Consider the following 16,706-nt stretch of genomic DNA (forward strand, 5'->3'; position numbering starts at 1 on the left):
ACTCCAGAGCTTGGGCGCAGGATGACGGGCATGACCTCCACCGCACGCCCCCTCCTCAACCGCCGGCTCGCCGAGTTCGGGACGACGATCTTCGCCGAGATGTCCGCCCTGGCCCTGAAGACCGGGTCGATCAACCTCGGCCAGGGTTTCCCCGACACGGACGGCCCCGAGGAGATCCGCGAGGCGGCGGTCCGCGCGCTGCGCGACGGACGCGGCAACCAGTACCCGCCGGGCCCCGGCGTCCCCGAACTCCGCACCGCGATCGCCGCCCACCAGCAGCGCCGCTACGGCCTCTCCTACGACCCCGGCACCGAGGTCCTGGTCACGGCGGGCGCTACGGAGGCGATCGCCGCGGCGCTGCTGGCCCTGGTGGAACCGGGCGACGAGGTCATCGCCTTCGAGCCGTACTACGACTCCTACGCGGCCTGCATCGCGATGGCGGGCGGCACCCGCGTACCGGTCACCCTGCGCCCCTCCGGGGGTCCCCGCGACGGAGTCGCACATCGACACTTCCACCTGGACCTGGACGAGCTGCGCGCCGCCGTCACCGACCGCACCCGCCTCCTCCTGATCAACACCCCGCACAACCCGACCGGCACCGTCCTGACCCGCGAGGAACTCGCCGCCATCGCCGAACTCGCCGTGGAACGCGATCTGTTGGTGATCACGGACGAGGTGTACGAGCACCTGGTGTTCGACGAGGCCGAGCACGTTCCGCTGGTGACGTTCCCGGGGATGCGGGAGCGGACGGTGTCGATCGGGTCGGCGGGCAAGACGTTCTCGTTCACGGGGTGGAAGGTCGGCTGGGTCACCGCCGCGGCCCCGCTGGTCACCGCCGTGCGCTCGGCGAAGCAGTTCCTGACGTACGTGGCGTCGGGCCCGTTCCAGTACGCGGTGGCGGAGGCCCTCGCGCTCCCCGACTCGTACTTCGACGCCTTCCGCGCGGACATGCTGGCCAAGCGGGACGTCCTGGCGACGGGCCTGACGGAGGCGGGCTTCGAGGTCTTCCGCCCGGCGGGCACGTACTTCGTCACGACCGACATCCGCCCCCTCGGCCCCGAGCTCTCCAGGAACGGTGACGGCTTCGCCTTCTGCCGAGCGTTGCCGGAACTAGCCGGTGTCGTCGCCATCCCGAACGCGGTCTTCTACGACCACCGCGAGGAGGGCGCGCCCTTCGTACGGTTCGCGTTCTGCAAGCGGGTGGGTGTGCTGGAGGAAGCGGTGGGGCGGCTCCGCAAGGCATTCGCGGGCTGACCGTCGTCCGCCGTTCCGGCGCTTGCCTGCACCGCAGGGACCGACGTACAATTTTCTGTACGCCGAAGGAGGTTCGACCGTGAAGACCATGACGTATTCCGAGTCGCGCGCGCGGTACGCCGAGGTGCTCAACTCCGTCACCGACGACCGCGAAGAGGTCGTCATCACCCGGGCCGGCCATGAGCCGGTCGTCATCGTCTCCCTTGAGGACTACGAGTCCCTGAAGGAGACGGCGTACCTGCTGCGCAGTCCGGCCAACGCCCGGCGCCTGCTCGCGTCCATCGACGAGCTGGAAAACGGCGGCGGCACCGTGCGCGAGCTGGCAACCGACGGTTAAGGGCCGCGAGTTGAAGATCACCTTCTCCTCCCGCGCCTGGGAGGACTACCTATGGTGGCAGCTTCAGGACCGGAAGATCCTTAAGCGCATCAACGCGCTCATCGCCGACATCACCCGGAACGGCAACGAGGGCATCGGCAAACCGGAACCGCTCAAGCACGGATTCCAGGGCTACTGGTCGCGCCGCATCAACGACGAGCACCGGCTGATCTACAAGGCCACCGAGGACGGCGTCCTGATCGCACAGTGCCGCTACCACTACGAAAGCTGACGGGACTCGGGGGGTCGGGCACAGCACCCTTGTCACACCTGACCCGCACCGCACACACATAGGCGCGCGAACACGGCGTGGGGTGGGTCACCGGCACCCCCGGACTGGTGTCGGCGGTCCGCTCGGCGAAGCAGTTCCTGACGTACGTGGCGACGGGCCTGACGGAGGCGGGCTTCGAGGTCTTCCGCCCGGCGGGCACGTACTTCGTCACGACCGACATCCGCCCCCTCGGCCCCGAGCTCTCCAGGAACGGTGACGGCTTCGCCTTCTGCCGAGCGTTGCCGGAACTAGCCGGTGTCGTCGCCATCCCGAACGCGGTCTTCTACGACCACCACGAGGAGGGCGCGCCCTTCGTACGGTTCGCGTTCTGCAAGCGGGTGAGTGTGCTGGAGGAAGCGGCGGGGCGGCTGAAGAAGCTGGCGGGCTGAGAGACGGACGGAAAAGACCGCTGCCCGTCCACAGGCTGTGGACGGGCAGCGGTGCGTTCACGCACGTCATGCGGGACCGAGGAGAACTACTCCTCGTCGTCCTCGGGCTTCTCGACGGCCTCGTCGACCTCCTCGGTGAGGCCGAGCTGCTCTACGAGCCAGCGGTCGAACTCGATCGCCGCGCGCACCCAGCTGACCGTCGAGGACACGAAGTGGTTCAGGTCGACGCCGGTGCCGATCAGCATCTGCGCCTCACCGATCAGACGGACGGTGCCGTCGTCATGGGTGTGGGTGTAGACCTTGGGCCACAGGGTGCGGCGGTTCCAGTCGTCGATCGACTCCAGCAGCTGCGGCTTGACGTCGATGTCGTGCGGGCGGTCGTAGAACGTCCGCACCGAGAAGACCAGCTGGTCGTCCTCACCGCGGAACATGAAGTACGTACGGAACTGCTCCCACGGCGCCGCGAGGTCACCCTCGTCGTCGACGACATACTTCAGCTCCATCTGTTCGAGGAGCTGCTTCACGAGGTCCTGATCCGGGACGACGGGGCCCGCCGGTCCTTGGGGGTTCGGCTCGGGCTGGCCCCCGAAGTTCGGAATCGAGGACGGGTCGATGCTCACCGTGTATTTCCCTTCGTACGGATTCCGCCATCCTCCCCCATCCGGGGAGGGGGGTGGCAACCCCTGCCGGGACTGTCCGCCCTGGGCTGACCTGATCCGGTCGGCGATCCGGTCGAACCGGTCGGCCCAGGGCCCCACGGTGTCACCTACAGCGTCTTGCCGGTCGCCGGCCCCACGATCAGACCCTCGCCGAACGCGTCCACCCGCACGGTGTCCCCGTCCTTGACCTCGCCCGCCAGGATCTCCTTGGCGAGCCGGTCGCCGATCGCCGTCTGGACGAGGCGGCGCAGCGGGCGCGCGCCGTAGGCCGGGTCGTTGCCGTTGTCCGCGAGCCAGGCCAGGGCCTCGTCGCTGATCTCCAGGGTGAGGCGGCGTTCCGCGAGGCGCTTGGCCAGGCGGCCGATCTGGAGCGCGGCGATGCGGCCGAGCTCCTCCCGGTTCAGGGCGGAGAAGACCACCAGGTCGTCCAGCCGGTTCAGGAACTCCGGCTTGAAGGACGCCTTCACCACCTGGAGGACCTGGTCCTTCTTCTCGTCCTCGCCGGTGACCGGGTCGATCAGGAAGTTGCTGCCCAGGTTGGACGTGAGGATCAGGATCGTGTTGCGGAAGTCGACCGTGCGGCCCTGGCCGTCGGTCAGGCGGCCGTCGTCCAGTACCTGGAGCAGGACGTCGAAGACCTCGGGGTGCGCCTTCTCGACCTCGTCGAGCAGGATCACCGAGTACGGGCGCCTGCGCACCGCCTCCGTGAGCTGGCCGCCCTCCTCGTAGCCGACGTATCCGGGCGGGGCGCCGACCAGGCGGGCCACGCTGTGCTTCTCGCCGTACTCCGACATGTCGATGCGGACCATGGCCCGTTCGTCGTCGAAGAGGAAGTCCGCGAGCGCCTTGGCCAGTTCGGTCTTCCCCACGCCCGTCGGGCCCAGGAAGAGGAACGAGCCGGTGGGGCGGTCCGGGTCCGCGATGCCCGCGCGGGTGCGTCGTACGGCGTCGGAGACCGCCCCTACGGCCTCTCGCTGGCCGATGAGGCGGCGGCCCAACTCCTCCTCCATGCGCAGGAGTTTCTGGGTCTCGCCCTCCAGGAGGCGGCCTGCGGGGATGCCGGTCCAGGAGCCGACGACGTCCGCGATGTCGTCGGGGCCGACCTCCTCCTTCACCATCGTGTCCTTGGATGCCTCCTCCTCGGCCTCGGAGGCTTCCTCCAAGTCCCGCTCCAGGGAAGGGATCTCGCCGTAGAGCAGCTTGGACGCGGTGTCGAAGTCGCCGTCGCGCTGGGCGCGTTCGGCCTGGCCGCGCAGTTCGTCGAGCTTCTCCTTCAGCTCGCCGACCCGGTTGAGGGACTGCTTCTCCTTCTCCCAGCGGGCGTTGAGGCCGCGCAGCTCCTCCTCGCGGTCGGCGAGGTCACGGCGCAGCTTCTCCAGGCGTTCGATGGAAGCCGCGTCGGTCTCCTTGTCGAGCGCCAGCTCCTCCATCTTCAACCGGTCCACGGAGCGCTGGAGTTCGTCGATCTCGACGGGGGACGAGTCGATCTCCATACGGAGGCGGGACGCCGCCTCGTCGACGAGGTCGATCGCCTTGTCGGGGAGGAAACGGGAGGTGATGTAGCGGTCGGAGAGGGTGGCGGCGGCCACCAGCGCGCTGTCCGCGATGACGACCTTGTGGTGCGCCTCGTAGCGTCCCTTCAGGCCGCGCAGGATCGCGATCGTGTCCTCGACGCTCGGCTCCGCGACCAGCACCTGCTGGAAGCGGCGCTCCAACGCCGGGTCCTTCTCGATGCGTTCGCGGTACTCGTCGAGGGTCGTCGCGCCGACCATGCGGAGTTCGCCGCGGGCCAGCATCGGCTTCAGCATGTTGCCGGCGTCCATCGCGGAGTCGCCCCCGGCGCCCGCGCCCACGACGGTGTGCAGCTCGTCGATGAAGGTGATGATCTGGCCGTCGGAGTCCTTGATCTCGGCGAGGACGGTCTTCAGCCGCTCCTCGAACTCGCCCCGGTACTTCGCGCCCGCGACCATCGCGCCCAGGTCCAGCGCGACCAGCCGCTTGTTCTTCAGGGACTCCGGCACGTCCCCCTTGATGATCCGCTGCGCCAGCCCCTCGACGACGGCGGTCTTGCCGACGCCGGGCTCGCCGATGAGAACCGGGTTGTTCTTCGTGCGGCGGGACAGCACCTGGACGACCCGCCGGATCTCCTGGTCCCGCCCGATGACGGGATCGAGCTTGCCCTCGCGCGCGGCGGCCGTGAAGTCCGTACCGAACTTCTCCAGCGCCTTGTACTGCCCCTCGGGGTCGGGTGTGGTCACCCGGCGCCCTCCCCTGCTCTTCTGGAACGCGTCCAGCAGCTTCTTCGCGCCGGCCCCCTGCTGGGAGAGTACGTCCCCGGCCGCGCCGCCCTTCGCGGCGATCCCGATCAGCAGATGCTCGGTCGAGAGGTAGTCGTCGCCGAGCTCCTTCGCGCGCTCACCGGCGTCCGCGATCACCGCGAGCAGCTCGCGGCTGGGCTGCGGGGGCGCGACGGTCGACCCGGTCACGCTGGGCAGCGAACCGAGCACCCGCTCGGCCCCGGCCCGTACGGCGGCCTGGTCGGCGTCGACGGCGGCCAGCAGGTCGGTGATGTTCTCGTTCGCTTGTCGGCCTCGCCCCTCAAGCAGCGAGAGCAGCAGATGCGCCGGGGTCAGATCGGCGTGCCCCCCGGTCACGGCACGGTTGCTGGCCGCGTTGATCGCGTCCCGGCTCCTGTTGGTCAGCTCGGCGTCCACGTTCCGGTACTCCTCCTCCTACGACCTTCGTGCACGGAATGACACGGTCAACGTGCACAAAGTTGAGTCTATTCCACTCAAGGCAATGGCGGGGAGGATCGAGGGACTAAGTTCCGGGACCATGGCCGCATATCCGGTGGACCCGGGCGATCCCGACCCGTCGTACCTCAGCTTCTGGCGGGAACGGCACCTGTGCACGCTCACCACCCCGCGCGCGGACGGCAGCCCGCACGTCGTCCCTGTCGGAGTGACATACGACCCGGAGGCACGCCTTGCTCGGGTCATCGCGAACAAGTCGAGCAGGAAGGTGGCGAACGTGCTGGCCGCCGGCCCCGAGGGGGCACGGGTCGCCGTGTGCCAGGTGGACGGGCGGCGCTGGGCGACGCTGGAGGGCCGGGCCTTCGTACGCGCCGAACGTGAGCGGGTCGCCGAGGCGGAGCGCCGGTACGCGGAGCGTTACGAGCGGGCGCCGTCGCCGAACCCGTCCCGGGTGGTGATCGAGATCGAGCTGACGCGGGCGATGGGGAAGGCGGTGGGGAAGCCGCCGGGGGCAATGCCGGGGCAGGGCTGAAGCGCCGATTTTCAGCCACCCGGGATCGTCCGATACCTGGAGATTTCGCACAAACTGCAGCGGCGTCACCGTGTTCAGGTCACGGTGACGCCGCTGCGGGGGGAAGCACCTGAGCGATCTTGTTACGACGGGGGAATCGCGTCAGGCACTGCGGGGGGTGGCTGAGATGGTCTGGATGTCGGGGGCATCCGGTTCCACCAGCCGGTGGTCTCGTTGGTCAAGATTCACAAAGATCATTCCGTACCGGATGGCACATCGCACTGGCTGCGGCGCCCCCCGGGGCCGTCGCAGACACCGGTACGCCCGTACGTCCTCGTCCTCGTCCCGCGTCACGACGACCGGCTCACCGAACACGGTCACCATGAGCGAGTCACCGCTGTGGGGGATGGCGGTGGCCAGATCGATGAAGTGCCAGCCGGACCGGTAGGCCGTGGCCATTTCTCGGCGGAAGCTGCGGTCGTCGGGAGGTGTCGTCATGTCACGACCATTGGGTGTCGCCGGGCGTGGCCACGACGTCGTCGATGGCGGCGTCGGCCCTCACCGATGACCATTGAGTGTCCCCCGCCCGCATGTCGCTCTTCGCACCAGAAAGGCCACTCAGCGTTCCGAAGGCCACAACGGCGGAGAAGGCGGCGACAAGCACCGAGCGAAGCATTCTCTTACGCATAGTCGGCTTCGTCCTCACTTGAAGGTCCCCTCTTCCCCCGTCTGATAAGACGATGGCTCATTCAGGCACGTCGTGACCACACAATGAGTGCATCATGTTCCTGCATGTTCAGGACCCTGGGGGGTGGAGATTTGACGACAAATCCGACAGAAGCGACACATCCCCACACGATCGCTGAACTGTGTGAGGAAGGAAGGCGCGTATACGCCAACGCACTGCGCACGGGACGCGTGGCACGCGTGGACGTGGAGGACGCTCCCTGCCTGATGGAGTTCGCCCTCCTCCATGCCGATCCGGACGACGAGAACTGGCTCCGGCCGGTACCCCCCTCGGTGGCGCTGTCCCTGCGGCTGAACCCGCTCGAACGCGAGATCTCCGAACGCAGGCGCACGTCCATGGAGCTGGCCGAGGTCTTCGAGCCGTTCATGACGCTCACCGTCCAGGGATCGGCCCCGGAGCACTCGATCACGGTGCTGGAGGGTCTCGACCGCATCAACGGTGCCCTCGACCTGGCGACGGACCAGTGCCGCAACGAAGTACTGACGGTCCAGCCGAGCGTCCGCCATCCCGAACGCCGGATCATGGAGGGCCTGGAACGCGACAAGACCCTGACCGATCGTGGCGTACGGATCCGGACGCTGTACCAGCACACCGCCCGGTACATCCCGGAGCGGCTGGCCTACGTGGACCAGTTCGCCAACGGCAAGGTGGAGTACCGCACCATCGACGAGCTGGTCGAGCGCCTCGTCATCTGCGACGAGACCGTCGCCTTCATCCCCATCCGGGACGACCGTCAGGTCGCCCTGGAACTGCGGCACCCCGGTCTCGTGAGCTACCTGATCAAGGTCTTCGAGTTCATGTGGAGCCGCGCGGTACCGCTGAGCGCCGGCAGCCCCTACGAAACCGCCGCCGACGGCATCACCGACATCCAGCACTCCATCGCCAAGCTCCTCGTCGAGGGCCATGTCGACGAGGCCATCGCCCGCCGCCTGGGCATGAACGTGCGGACGTGCCGGGCCCACATCGCCAAGCTCGCCACGGCCCTGGGCAGCGGCAGCCGCGCCCAGCTCGGCTTCCTCATAGCCCAGTCCGGAATCCTGCAGAAGGACGAGCCGACGCAGGAGGGAGAAGGGCAGCCGTGACCGAGGCGCACACGCACGGGGCGGAGGAACTGTGCGCGGAGGGCCTGGGCCTGTACGTCCGCGCGCTGCGCGACGGGCGAGTGGCTGTCGAGGACGCGGAGAAGTCACCCTGCCTGGTCGATCTCGGGCTGCTGCACTCCGACGTGGAGGATCCCGGGTTCCTGCGACCGGTCCCGCCCGCCTCCGTGCTCCATCGGCTGCTGCGGCGACGGCGGAGCGCATCGCGGACGAGCGACGGCGTGAGGAACGCCTGGAGTCCGTCTTCGAACCGTTGACGCGGCTCGACGGTTCCCGGACGGCGGCCATGGGCACCCCCATGATCACGGTCCTCGGTGACATGGAACGCATCAACCAGGCCATCACCGAGGCCATGGCGGACGCCACGGGCGAGCTCCTCACCATCCAGCCCGACCTCACCCCCCGCAGTCCGGAGGCCCAGGCCGTCGCGCTCGACCGCGACCAGGCCCTGCTCGACCGCGGCGGCCACATCCGCGCCCTCTACCAGCACACCCAGCGCCACCGGCCGCTCGTCCTGGCCCGCTACGAGCAGCCGCGGGGCGACGCGGAGGCCCGCACCCCGGACGAGGTCACCGACCGTCTCATCGTCATCGACCACGCGGTCGCCTTCATCCCCGCCAGCAGGGACCGCAGCCCCGCCCTGGAAATCCGCCACCCCGCGCTGATCGACTGCTTCGCCAACGTCTTCGACCGCCTCCGGCACCTCGCCACCCCGATGCACCCCACATCCGTCCGACGCCTCTCCCCCGACGTCGTCAGCCGGCGCCGGCGCGCCATAGCCGGCCTCCTCGTCGAGGGCCACACCGATGCCGTGATCGCCGACCGCCTCGGCATGAACATCCGCACCGCCCGCGTCCACATAGCCGGACTCGCCGCCACCCTCGGCAGCGAGAGCCGGGCCCAACTCGGCTACCTCATCGGGCGGTCGGGGATTCTCGATCCGCCGGGGTGAGCTGGACGGGGACGTCCGGGAGGCGGGACGAGGCGCCGTCCAGGCCGACTTGGGCTATCCGTACGCCCAGTTGGGTACGGCTCGCCGCGCCCAGGGTCTCCGACAGCCGGGCGATGTGCGCGCGGCAGGTCCGCACGCTTATGCCGAGCCGTTCCGCGATCACCGCGTCCTGGTGGCCGTCCGCGAGCAGGGCGGCGATGGACTGTTCGCGGTGCGAGATGCCCTCGATGCCGGTGTCGGGCAGGGGCGCCGCCACCGGGATGGCGAGGCGCCACAGGCGGTCGAAGACCGTGACGAAGTACTCGATCAACGCCGGGTGGCGCAGCTCCAGGGCCATCGTGTGGTCGGCGTTGGCGGGGATGAAGGCGACCGTGCGGTCGAAGAGGATCAGGCGGTCGACGACCTCGTCGAGCGTCCTCGCCTCCACCGCGTCGCCCATCAACTCCAGGTAGTTCAGGAGTCCTTGGCCGTGGCGGGCCACGTGGGTGTACAGGTCGCGCATCCGTACCCCGCGTGAGCGCAGGGCGACCGCCCGGTGCAGGCCCTCGGTGAGTTCCGGTTCGCGGCGGATGCCGCCGGGCTGGACGGTGAGGACCTCGCCGGTGCAGGCCTCGGTCGCGTCGTCCATCGCCGCCTGGATCCGGGAGAGCCCGTCCAGGACGCGGATCGCGGCACCGCCCTCCAGCGACACCGACGCCATCGCGGACGCCTGGATACGGCGGCCGAGACCGGCGTACCACTCGAAGGCGGCGACCGCCGAACCCACCCGCCGGTGGCTCTCGCTGACCTCGTCGTAGACCCCGCGCAGCAGCCGGGTCATGACCTCCTGCGGGGCGGTCGGGACCAGCCAGTCCATGTCGTCGGGGTCCGGGTGGAGGAGGGCCAGCTCCAGCAGGCACGGCACCGGTTCGGCGTCCGTGCGCGGTACGCGGCCCCTCCGTACGGCCCGGGAGTACACGCGGTCCCCGGCGTCGCAGAGTCGGTCAGCACCGTGTGGATGCTCGTCCGTCCCGTGCCCGGCCATCGCCCATCCCACCCCCGGTTCCCGGCTCTTTGCAGCGCAACTATGCGCGGACAGATCCTGCTCCGCAACACGGCTCCCCCTCGAACAGGCCCCGAAAACCTCCGATATCAACCACTATCTCCCGGCCTCCAGTGCCTCACCTTGCAACAAGCTGGGGGGTGTCCGGCCAGTAGCATCGCGTCTCTCGTCGTATCCCTTTCCGCGTGAGCTGCCGGAAATCACTCAGAGATCGTCGTGTTACGTATCGCACTTAACGTCCCCTCATGGCGGACATATTTGACGCATACGCGTTGGCCGATGCGTGGGACGAGATGTTTGTGCGGCCGGGTGAGGTCAGAACCGCCTACGAGCCGGTACTGGCGGCACTCCAGCCCATCGAGCCGAGTGAACTGCGCTTCCGCGCGGACCAGATGGCCCGCGCGTTCACCGACCGCGGCGTGACCTACGCCTTCGCGGGCGAGGAACGGCCCTGGCCACTGGACCTGGTGCCGAGGATCATCGACGCGCTGGAGTGGGACCTCATCCAGCGCGGGGTGGCGCAGCGGGTGCGGGCGCTGGAGGCCTATCTCTCCGACGCGTACGCACACTGCCGTGCCTTCGAGGACGGTGTCGTGCCCTGGCGGCTGCTCCTCAACTCGGCTCACTTCCATCGGGCCGCGCAGGGGGTCGAGCCACCGGGCGGGGTCCGCATCCACGTCGCCGGCATCGACCTCGTGCGCGACGAGGCGGGCGACTTCCGGGTCCTTGAGGACAACGTGCGGGTCCCGAGCGGGGTGTCGTACGTCATCGAGAACCGCAGAGCCATGACGCGGATCTTCCCCTCGCTCTTCGCCGAGCAGCACGTGGTCCCCGTCGACGGGTACGCGGGGCGACTGCTGGCCGCTCTGCGGGCCGCCGCGCCCACGGGCACCCAGGATCCCCGGGTCGTGGTCCTCACCCCGGGGCCGGGAAACGCCGCCTACTTCGAACACGCCCTGCTCGCCCGGCTGATGGGCGTGCAGTTGGTGGTGGGGCACGACCTCACCTGCCGCAACAACCGGGTGTGGATGCGGACCACGCGCGGCGAGGTGCCCGTCCATGTCGTATACCGACGGCTCGACGACGACTTCCTCGACCCGCTGCACTTCCGCCCCGACTCGGTGATCGGCTGCCCGGGCATCATGAACGCCGCCCAGGCCGGGAACGTCACACTCGCGAACGCGGTCGGCAACGGGATCGCCGACGACAAGCTCCTCTACACCTACGTCCCCGACCTCATCCGCTACTACCTCTCCGAGGAACCGATTCTCCCCAACGTGGAGTCCTACCGTCCCGACGAGCCAGGGCAGTTGGAGGCAGTCCTCGACCAGATCGACCAGCTGGTCGTGAAGCCGGTGGACGGCGCGGGCGGCATGGGCATCGTCATCGGGCCCAAGGCGGACGCGAAGACCATCGAACGCACTCGCAAAGCCGTCGCCGCCGACCCGCGCGGCTGGATCGCCCAGCGCCCCGTCGCCCTGTCCACCTCCCCCACCCTCGCGGGCGAACGCATGGCACCGCGCCACATCGACCTGCGCCCGTTCGCCGTGAACGACGGCACCGATGTCTGGGTGCTGCCCGGCGGCCTCACCCGCGTCGCCCTCCAGGAGGGCAACCTGATCGTCAACTCCAGCCAGGGCGGCGGCTCCAAGGACACCTGGGTGCTCGCGGAGGGCCCCGCCGAACAGCCCGGCCCGAGCATCCCGGAAGGCGCACTGCCCGAGGTGGCACCCCGTCAACTCGGCCCCGACGGCAACCCCATGGTCGTCCAGGAAGGGGCGCAGCAGCAGTGAACGACGTGATCCTCTCCCGGATAGCCGAGGCCCTGACGTGGACGGGCCGTTATGTCGAGCGCGCGGACAACACCGGGCGCATCCTCGACGCCTATCTGCACCGCCTGCTGGAGGACCCCTGGCGCGACGAGGACGTGGCGTGCCGGTCGCTGTACGCGATCCTCGGGGTCGACGCGGGCGGTCAACGCGTGCACATGCAGCAGGTGTTGGACCAGCTCGCCTTCGACGCCCGGTCCACCTGTTCCATCGAGGGCGCGCTCGGCGCCGCCCGGCTCAACGCCCGCAGCGCCCGGGAAGCCGTCTCCTCGGAGATGTGGGAGTGCCTCAACTCCACCTGGCACGCCCTGGCCGACCAACGCCTCGCGGCCCGCCGTACGGGCCCCTACGCCTATCTCGAACTCGTGCGCAGACGCGCCGCGTTGTTCTTCGGCCTCGCCGACTCCACGATGAGCCGCGACGACAGCTGGCGTTTCGTCGTCCTCGGCCGCAGCCTGGAGCGGGTGGACATGACCGTACGGCTGCTGTCGGTACGGGTGTTGGACGCGGCGCACGCGCCCGACTGGCCGACGCTGCTGAGCGCTTCGGGCGCCGACGAGGCGTACGCGCGGGTGTACGGCGGTTTCGGCGACACCCCGCGCGTGGCCGAATTCCTGCTGCTGGACCGGGACTTCCCGCGTTCGGCGCTGCACGCGCTGACGACCGCAGAGGAGTGCCTCACCGCGCTCGGGCGGCAGCGGCAGGACCCGGCCCGGCGGCCCATCGGCCGGCTGCGCACCCGCCTCGAATACCTGGACTCGCACGCCTTGGAAGAGCAACTGCCCGCCCTCCTCAAGGACTTGCAGCACGCCTGCATGGCCTCGGCGGAGGCGGTCGCGGAGTTGTTCTTCCCGTACCAGGGGCCCGTCGAGTGGGCCCAGGAAGGAGCCTGAGATGACCCGGAGGCTTCGCATCCGCCACACCACCCGCGTGTCGTACGCGCAGGCGGCCGTGTCCTCCCACAACGAGGTGCGGATGACACCACTGACACTCCCCGGCCAGACCACGCTGGACGCGCGCGTGACCGTCAACCCGACGACGCCGACGTGGTCGTACTGGGACTACTGGGGCACCCAGGTCACCGGCTTCGACCTGATGGACCCGCACGCGGACCTCACGATCACCGCGTCGAGCCTGGTCGAGACGTCTCCGCCGGAACTGCTCGGCCCCTCCCCCGGCTGGCAGGAGGTGACCGAACGGACCACGAACTCACGCCTGTTGGAGTTCATCGGCCCCACGGTCCGTACGACGGTCCCGCCCAAGCTGCTGAAGAAGGCGCGCAGGGCGGCCGGAGGACTCGATCCGCACGGGACGGCGGTGGCGGTCTCCGCGCTGGTCGCCGACCGGGTCGCGTACCTCCCCGGTGTCACCGGCGTGAACACGTCCGCCGCCGAGGCCTGGGAACAGGGCGCCGGCGTCTGCCAGGACATCGCCCATGTGACCATCGCGCTGCTGCGGGGCCTCGGTCTGCCCACCCGCTACGTCTCCGGCTACCTCCACCCGGAGCGCGAGGCGGAGCTGCACCGCCCGGTGGCCGGGCAGAGCCACGCCTGGATCGAGTACTGGGCGGGCGACTGGTGCGGCTACGACCCCACCAACCGGACCCGGCCCGACGAGTCCCATGTGGTGGTGGGGCGGGGGCGCGACTACGACGACGTGACCCCGCACAAGGGGATCTACCGGGGGGTGGCGGGCGGGCCGCCGGAGGTGACGGTGGAGTTCACGCGCGTGGCGTGAACTCCGTGGCGGGGCGGCGGGCTACTTCAGCCCGTGCGCCGCGCACGCCGACTTGTAGTCGGCCGTGCAGATGTCGGAGATCTTGTAGATCCCGTCCGCGACCACCGTCGACTTGATGTTGTCCCGGGTCAGCGCGACCACGGACACCAGCTGCGAGGGGATCTTCTTGTTCGTGGGGCTGTCGACCGTGTCACGGGTGAGGGCGTCGAACTCGATGTCCCTGCCCTGGACCTTGGCGACCGCGATCTTCGCGGCGGCCTCGGCGAGGTCGGGGTACGGCTTGTAGACGCTCATGTACTGCTCGCCGGTGACGATCCGCTGCACGGCGGTGAGTTCGGCGTCCTGGCCGGTGACGGGCGGGATCTTCGTCAGGCCCGACGCCTTCAGGGCCTTGATGATGCCGCCGGCCATGGCGTCGTTCGCGGAGTACACCGCGGCGATGTTGTTCTTGCCGAGCTTGTCGATCGCCTCGGTCATCTCCTGCTGGGCCACGACCGGGTCCCAGGCCTTGGTGTTGTAGCTCTCGGCGATCGTCACCTTGCCCTGCAGCTCGGACAGCGCCCCGCCCTTGAACACCGCGGCGTTGGGGTCGGTCGGCGAGCCGTTGATCATCACGATCTTGTCGGAGGTGTCCACGTTGCCGCCGAGCGCCTCCAGCAGGGAGCGGCCCTGCACCTCGCCGACCAGTTCGCCGTCGAAGGAGACGTACGCGTCGATCGGGCCCTCGGCCAGCCGGTCGTAGGCGATGACCGGGATGCCCGCGGTCTTGGCCTTCTTCACCATGGTCCGGATCGCGTGCGAGTCGACGGCGTCGAGCACGATGATGTCGACCTTCTCGTCGATCATCTTCTGCATCTGCTTGTCCTGCGTGGCCGCGACGCCGCCGGCGTTCTCGTAGTCGGCCTTGCCCTTGTTCGAGGTGAGTTCCTGGATCTTCGCCTTCATGATCGGGAAGTCGAACTCCGCGTACCGCGTGTTCGTCTTCTCCGGCATGAGCACACCCACCGTGATGTCGTTGCCCTTCGCCGGAGTCGCGTCCGTGCTGCTCCCCGACGAGTTGAGCACGCCACAGGCGGCCAGGGGGAGGGCCAGCGAGGACGCGGCCACGGATATGGCGATACGACGCATTGGGAGCTCACTTCTGGTGCCGTGCGGACGTGGGTGCAGCATTGCAACCCAGGTGACTGAAAAGCCAACGCGGCCACGACCACCGGCGTCAAGCGGAACTACTTAACGAGATGGCAACGCCACGTTCCGTTTGGTATGTGGAGACGCTGCGGAACCCCATCCAAACGCTCTTTACGGACCCTCCACTCAACGGGAGTTCATGAGAAGGCAAAGATCAGCACAACCAACTCCTTCCGAACATCCTGAGCACGCGGAAGGGGCCCGGAGGTGCAGCCTCCGGGCCCCTTCCGTGAGTGAGTGGACGTCAGTCCGAGGACTGCCGCTTCGGCCGCCACACCACCAGCGCGCTGGTCTGCTGGACCTCCTGGTACGGGACCAGGTCGCGGCGGTACGACGCGTGCACCGCGGCCTCGCGCTGCTGCATCGTCGCCGCCGCGCCCTCGACCGCCGACTGGAGTTCCGAGACGCGCTGCTGGAGCGCGACCACCTGGTTCTCCAGCTCGATGATGCGCTTGATGCCGGCCAGGTTGATGCCCTCGGTCTGCGACAACTGCTGTACGGTGCGCAGCAGTTCGATGTCGCGGGCCGAGTAACGGCGACCACGCCCGGCCGTGCGGTCCGGGGAGACCAGGCCGAGGCGGTCGTACTGGCGCAGCGTCTGCGGGTGCAGGCCGGAGAGCTGGGCCGCCACCGAGATGACGTAGACCGGGGTCTCCTCGGTCAGCTGGTACGGGTTGCGTCGACGGCCGTCCATCACTCTCATGCTCCCTTCGCGGCCTGGAACAGCTCCGCCCGCGGGTCCTCGCCCGCGGTCGCCTCTCGATATGCCTCCAGTGCGTCACGAGCATTCCCCGTGACGTCCGTCGGGACACTCACCTCGACGGTCACAAGGAGGTCACCCCGGGTGCCGTCCTTGCGGACCGCGCCCTTGCCGCGGGCGCGCATCGTCCGGCCGTTGGGCGTGCCCGGGGGCAGCTTCAGCGTCACCGGGGGTCCGCCCAGGGTGGGCACCCTGACCTCGCCGCCGAGTGCCGCCTCGGCGAACGTCACCGGGACCGTCACCGTGAGGTTGTCTTCCTTGCGGCCGAACACGGGGTGCGCGTCGACGTGCACCATGACGTACAAGTCGCCCCCGGGACCGCCCCGTTCACCCGGAGCGCCCTTGCCGCGCAGCCGGATGCGCTGGCCGTCCGTGACCCCCGCGGGGATCCGGACCTGCATGGTCCGGGAGGACTTGGCGCGCCCGCTGCCCTTGCAGTCCATGCAGGGGTGCTCGGCGATCAGGCCGCGGCCCTTGCAGTCCGGGCACGGGTCCGTGAGCGAGAAACCGCCGCCGGAGCCGCGCGCAACCTGCCCGGTGCCGACGCAGGTCGGGCACACGCGCGGTGTGCCGTTCTTGTCGCCGGTGCCCGAACAGGCTTTGCAGGGCTGCTGCGAGGACATCCGCAGCGGCACCGTGGCCCCTTCGATGGCCTCCGTGAAGCTGAGCGTGACCTCGGACTCGATGTCCTGGCCGCGCCGGGGCTGGGTACGGGTCGTGCCCGTGCCGCCGCGGTTGAACAGGCCGCCGAAGACGTCACCGATCCCGCCGCCGAAGCCGCCGGCTCCCCCGGCGCCACCACCGCCCTGGGCGCCGCCTCCGAAGAGGTCGCCCAGGTCGAAGTTGAAGTTGCCGCCGCCCGCGCCGCCCGGCCCCGGGCGGTAGCCGCCGTTGCCGAAGAGGGAGCGGGCCTCGTCGTACTCCTTGCGCTTCTTGGGGTCACCGAGGATGTCGTGGGCCTCGGAGATCTCCTTGAAGCGCTCCTCGGCCTTGGCGTTGCCCTTGTTGGCGTCCGGGTGGAACTCGCGGGCGAGCTTCCGGTACGCCTTCTTGATCTCGGCCTCGGTGGCGTCCTTGGGGACGCCGAGGACCTTGTAGTAGTCCTTCTCGATGAAGTCCTTGGTGCTCATCCTCGAC

At 69.2% G+C, this 16,706-nt stretch carries 16 protein-coding genes and 2 pseudogenes; 10 read left to right on the top strand and 8 right to left on the bottom strand.

Annotated elements, in window-relative coordinates; genetic code table 11:
* Positions 1–21: 21 nt before the first annotated feature.
* The 4 genes and pseudogenes from OG226_RS24210 to OG226_RS24225 form a co-directional block, all read left to right on the top strand.
* Complete coding sequence (locus tag OG226_RS24210; protein ID WP_329350005.1) at positions 22–1,254, top strand: pyridoxal phosphate-dependent aminotransferase; 1,233 nt, start codon at positions 22–24, stop codon at positions 1,252–1,254.
* Positions 1,255–1,333: 79 nt separating this feature from the next.
* Positions 1,334–1,591: a type II toxin-antitoxin system Phd/YefM family antitoxin gene (locus tag OG226_RS24215; RefSeq protein WP_189263334.1), complete on the top strand. Its 258-nt coding sequence runs from the start codon at positions 1,334–1,336 to the stop codon at positions 1,589–1,591.
* 10 nt (positions 1,592–1,601) lie between these two features.
* The gene (locus tag OG226_RS24220) at positions 1,602–1,862 is read left to right on the top strand and encodes a Txe/YoeB family addiction module toxin (RefSeq protein ID WP_328680960.1); all 261 of its coding nucleotides are present in this window, start codon (positions 1,602–1,604) and stop codon (positions 1,860–1,862) included.
* A gap of 77 nt (positions 1,863–1,939) precedes the next feature.
* Positions 1,940–2,290: pseudogene (locus OG226_RS24225) on the top strand (aminotransferase); the annotation flags it as partial.
* A gap of 86 nt (positions 2,291–2,376) precedes the next feature.
* On the opposite strand, the gene OG226_RS24230 reads toward OG226_RS24225, so the two are convergent.
* On the bottom strand, positions 2,377–2,910 hold the full coding sequence (locus OG226_RS24230; protein ID WP_328680962.1) for a YbjN domain-containing protein: 534 nt from the start codon (positions 2,908–2,910) through the stop codon (positions 2,377–2,379).
* A gap of 146 nt (positions 2,911–3,056) precedes the next feature.
* Positions 3,057–5,663 (bottom strand): ATP-dependent chaperone ClpB, encoded by a 2,607-nt coding sequence (gene clpB / locus OG226_RS24235; protein ID WP_328680964.1) that lies wholly within the window; start codon positions 5,661–5,663, stop codon positions 3,057–3,059.
* Between the two features lie 121 nt (positions 5,664–5,784).
* Between clpB and OG226_RS24240 the strand changes: the two genes are divergently transcribed.
* The gene (locus OG226_RS24240) at positions 5,785–6,234 is read left to right on the top strand and encodes a pyridoxamine 5'-phosphate oxidase family protein (protein ID WP_328680966.1); all 450 of its coding nucleotides are present in this window, start codon (positions 5,785–5,787) and stop codon (positions 6,232–6,234) included.
* A gap of 141 nt (positions 6,235–6,375) precedes the next feature.
* Here OG226_RS24240 and OG226_RS24245 read toward each other — a convergent pair whose 3' ends face one another.
* Together OG226_RS24245 and OG226_RS24250 are read right to left on the bottom strand one after the other, a co-directional pair.
* Positions 6,376–6,711 (bottom strand): hypothetical protein, encoded by a 336-nt coding sequence (locus tag OG226_RS24245; protein WP_328680969.1) that lies wholly within the window; start codon positions 6,709–6,711, stop codon positions 6,376–6,378.
* A 1-nt stretch (position 6,712) separates the two neighbouring features.
* Positions 6,713–6,877, bottom strand: a complete 165-nt coding sequence (locus tag OG226_RS24250) for a hypothetical protein (protein WP_329353755.1) — start codon at positions 6,875–6,877, stop codon at positions 6,713–6,715.
* A gap of 128 nt (positions 6,878–7,005) precedes the next feature.
* On the opposite strand from OG226_RS24250, the gene OG226_RS24255 reads away from it, so the two are divergent.
* Entirely contained in the window at positions 7,006–8,043 is a 1,038-nt protein-coding gene (locus OG226_RS24255) for a helix-turn-helix transcriptional regulator (RefSeq protein WP_443044784.1), read from the top strand.
* A pseudogene (locus OG226_RS24260) lies at positions 8,040–9,013 on the top strand (helix-turn-helix transcriptional regulator). Before OG226_RS24255 ends, OG226_RS24260 begins: the two are co-directional and overlap by 4 nt.
* Here the strand turns inward: OG226_RS24260 and OG226_RS24265 are convergent.
* On the bottom strand, positions 8,976–10,037 hold the full coding sequence (locus OG226_RS24265; RefSeq protein WP_328680973.1) for a helix-turn-helix transcriptional regulator: 1,062 nt from the start codon (positions 10,035–10,037) through the stop codon (positions 8,976–8,978). The pseudogene OG226_RS24260 and the gene OG226_RS24265 overlap by 38 nt on opposite strands.
* Positions 10,038–10,300: 263 nt before the next feature.
* Here OG226_RS24265 and OG226_RS24270 point away from each other — a divergent pair, with 263 nt between their 5' ends.
* The 3 genes from OG226_RS24270 to OG226_RS24280 are packed head-to-tail and all read left to right on the top strand — an operon-like array spanning position 10,301 to position 13,621.
* Positions 10,301–11,848 carry a circularly permuted type 2 ATP-grasp protein gene (locus OG226_RS24270; protein ID WP_328680975.1) on the top strand — a complete coding sequence of 516 codons (1,548 nt, stop codon included), beginning with the start codon at positions 10,301–10,303 and terminating at the stop codon, positions 11,846–11,848.
* On the top strand, positions 11,845–12,777 hold the full coding sequence (locus OG226_RS24275) for an alpha-E domain-containing protein (RefSeq protein WP_329350006.1): 933 nt from the start codon (positions 11,845–11,847) through the stop codon (positions 12,775–12,777). The genes OG226_RS24270 and OG226_RS24275 overlap by 4 nt, the downstream gene beginning before the upstream one ends.
* Position 12,778: 1 nt before the next feature.
* On the top strand, positions 12,779–13,621 hold the full coding sequence (locus OG226_RS24280; protein WP_329350007.1) for a transglutaminase family protein: 843 nt from the start codon (positions 12,779–12,781) through the stop codon (positions 13,619–13,621).
* A gap of 21 nt (positions 13,622–13,642) precedes the next feature.
* On the opposite strand, the gene OG226_RS24285 is transcribed toward OG226_RS24280, so the two are convergent.
* From OG226_RS24285 to dnaJ, 3 genes are all read right to left on the bottom strand, one after another.
* On the bottom strand, positions 13,643–14,749 hold the full coding sequence (locus OG226_RS24285) for a sugar ABC transporter substrate-binding protein (protein ID WP_328680980.1): 1,107 nt from the start codon (positions 14,747–14,749) through the stop codon (positions 13,643–13,645).
* Between the two features lie 304 nt (positions 14,750–15,053).
* The gene (locus OG226_RS24290) at positions 15,054–15,503 is read right to left on the bottom strand and encodes a heat shock protein transcriptional repressor HspR (protein WP_328680982.1); all 450 of its coding nucleotides are present in this window, start codon (positions 15,501–15,503) and stop codon (positions 15,054–15,056) included.
* Positions 15,504–15,508: 5 nt separating this feature from the next.
* Positions 15,509–16,699 carry a molecular chaperone DnaJ gene (gene dnaJ, locus OG226_RS24295; protein WP_328680985.1) on the bottom strand — a complete coding sequence of 397 codons (1,191 nt, stop codon included), beginning with the start codon at positions 16,697–16,699 and terminating at the stop codon, positions 15,509–15,511.
* Positions 16,700–16,706: the final 7 nt, after the last annotated feature.

It is taken from the genome of Streptomyces sp. NBC_01261 (assembly GCF_036226385.1).
Taxonomy (GTDB): Bacteria; Actinomycetota; Actinomycetes; order Streptomycetales; family Streptomycetaceae; genus Streptomyces.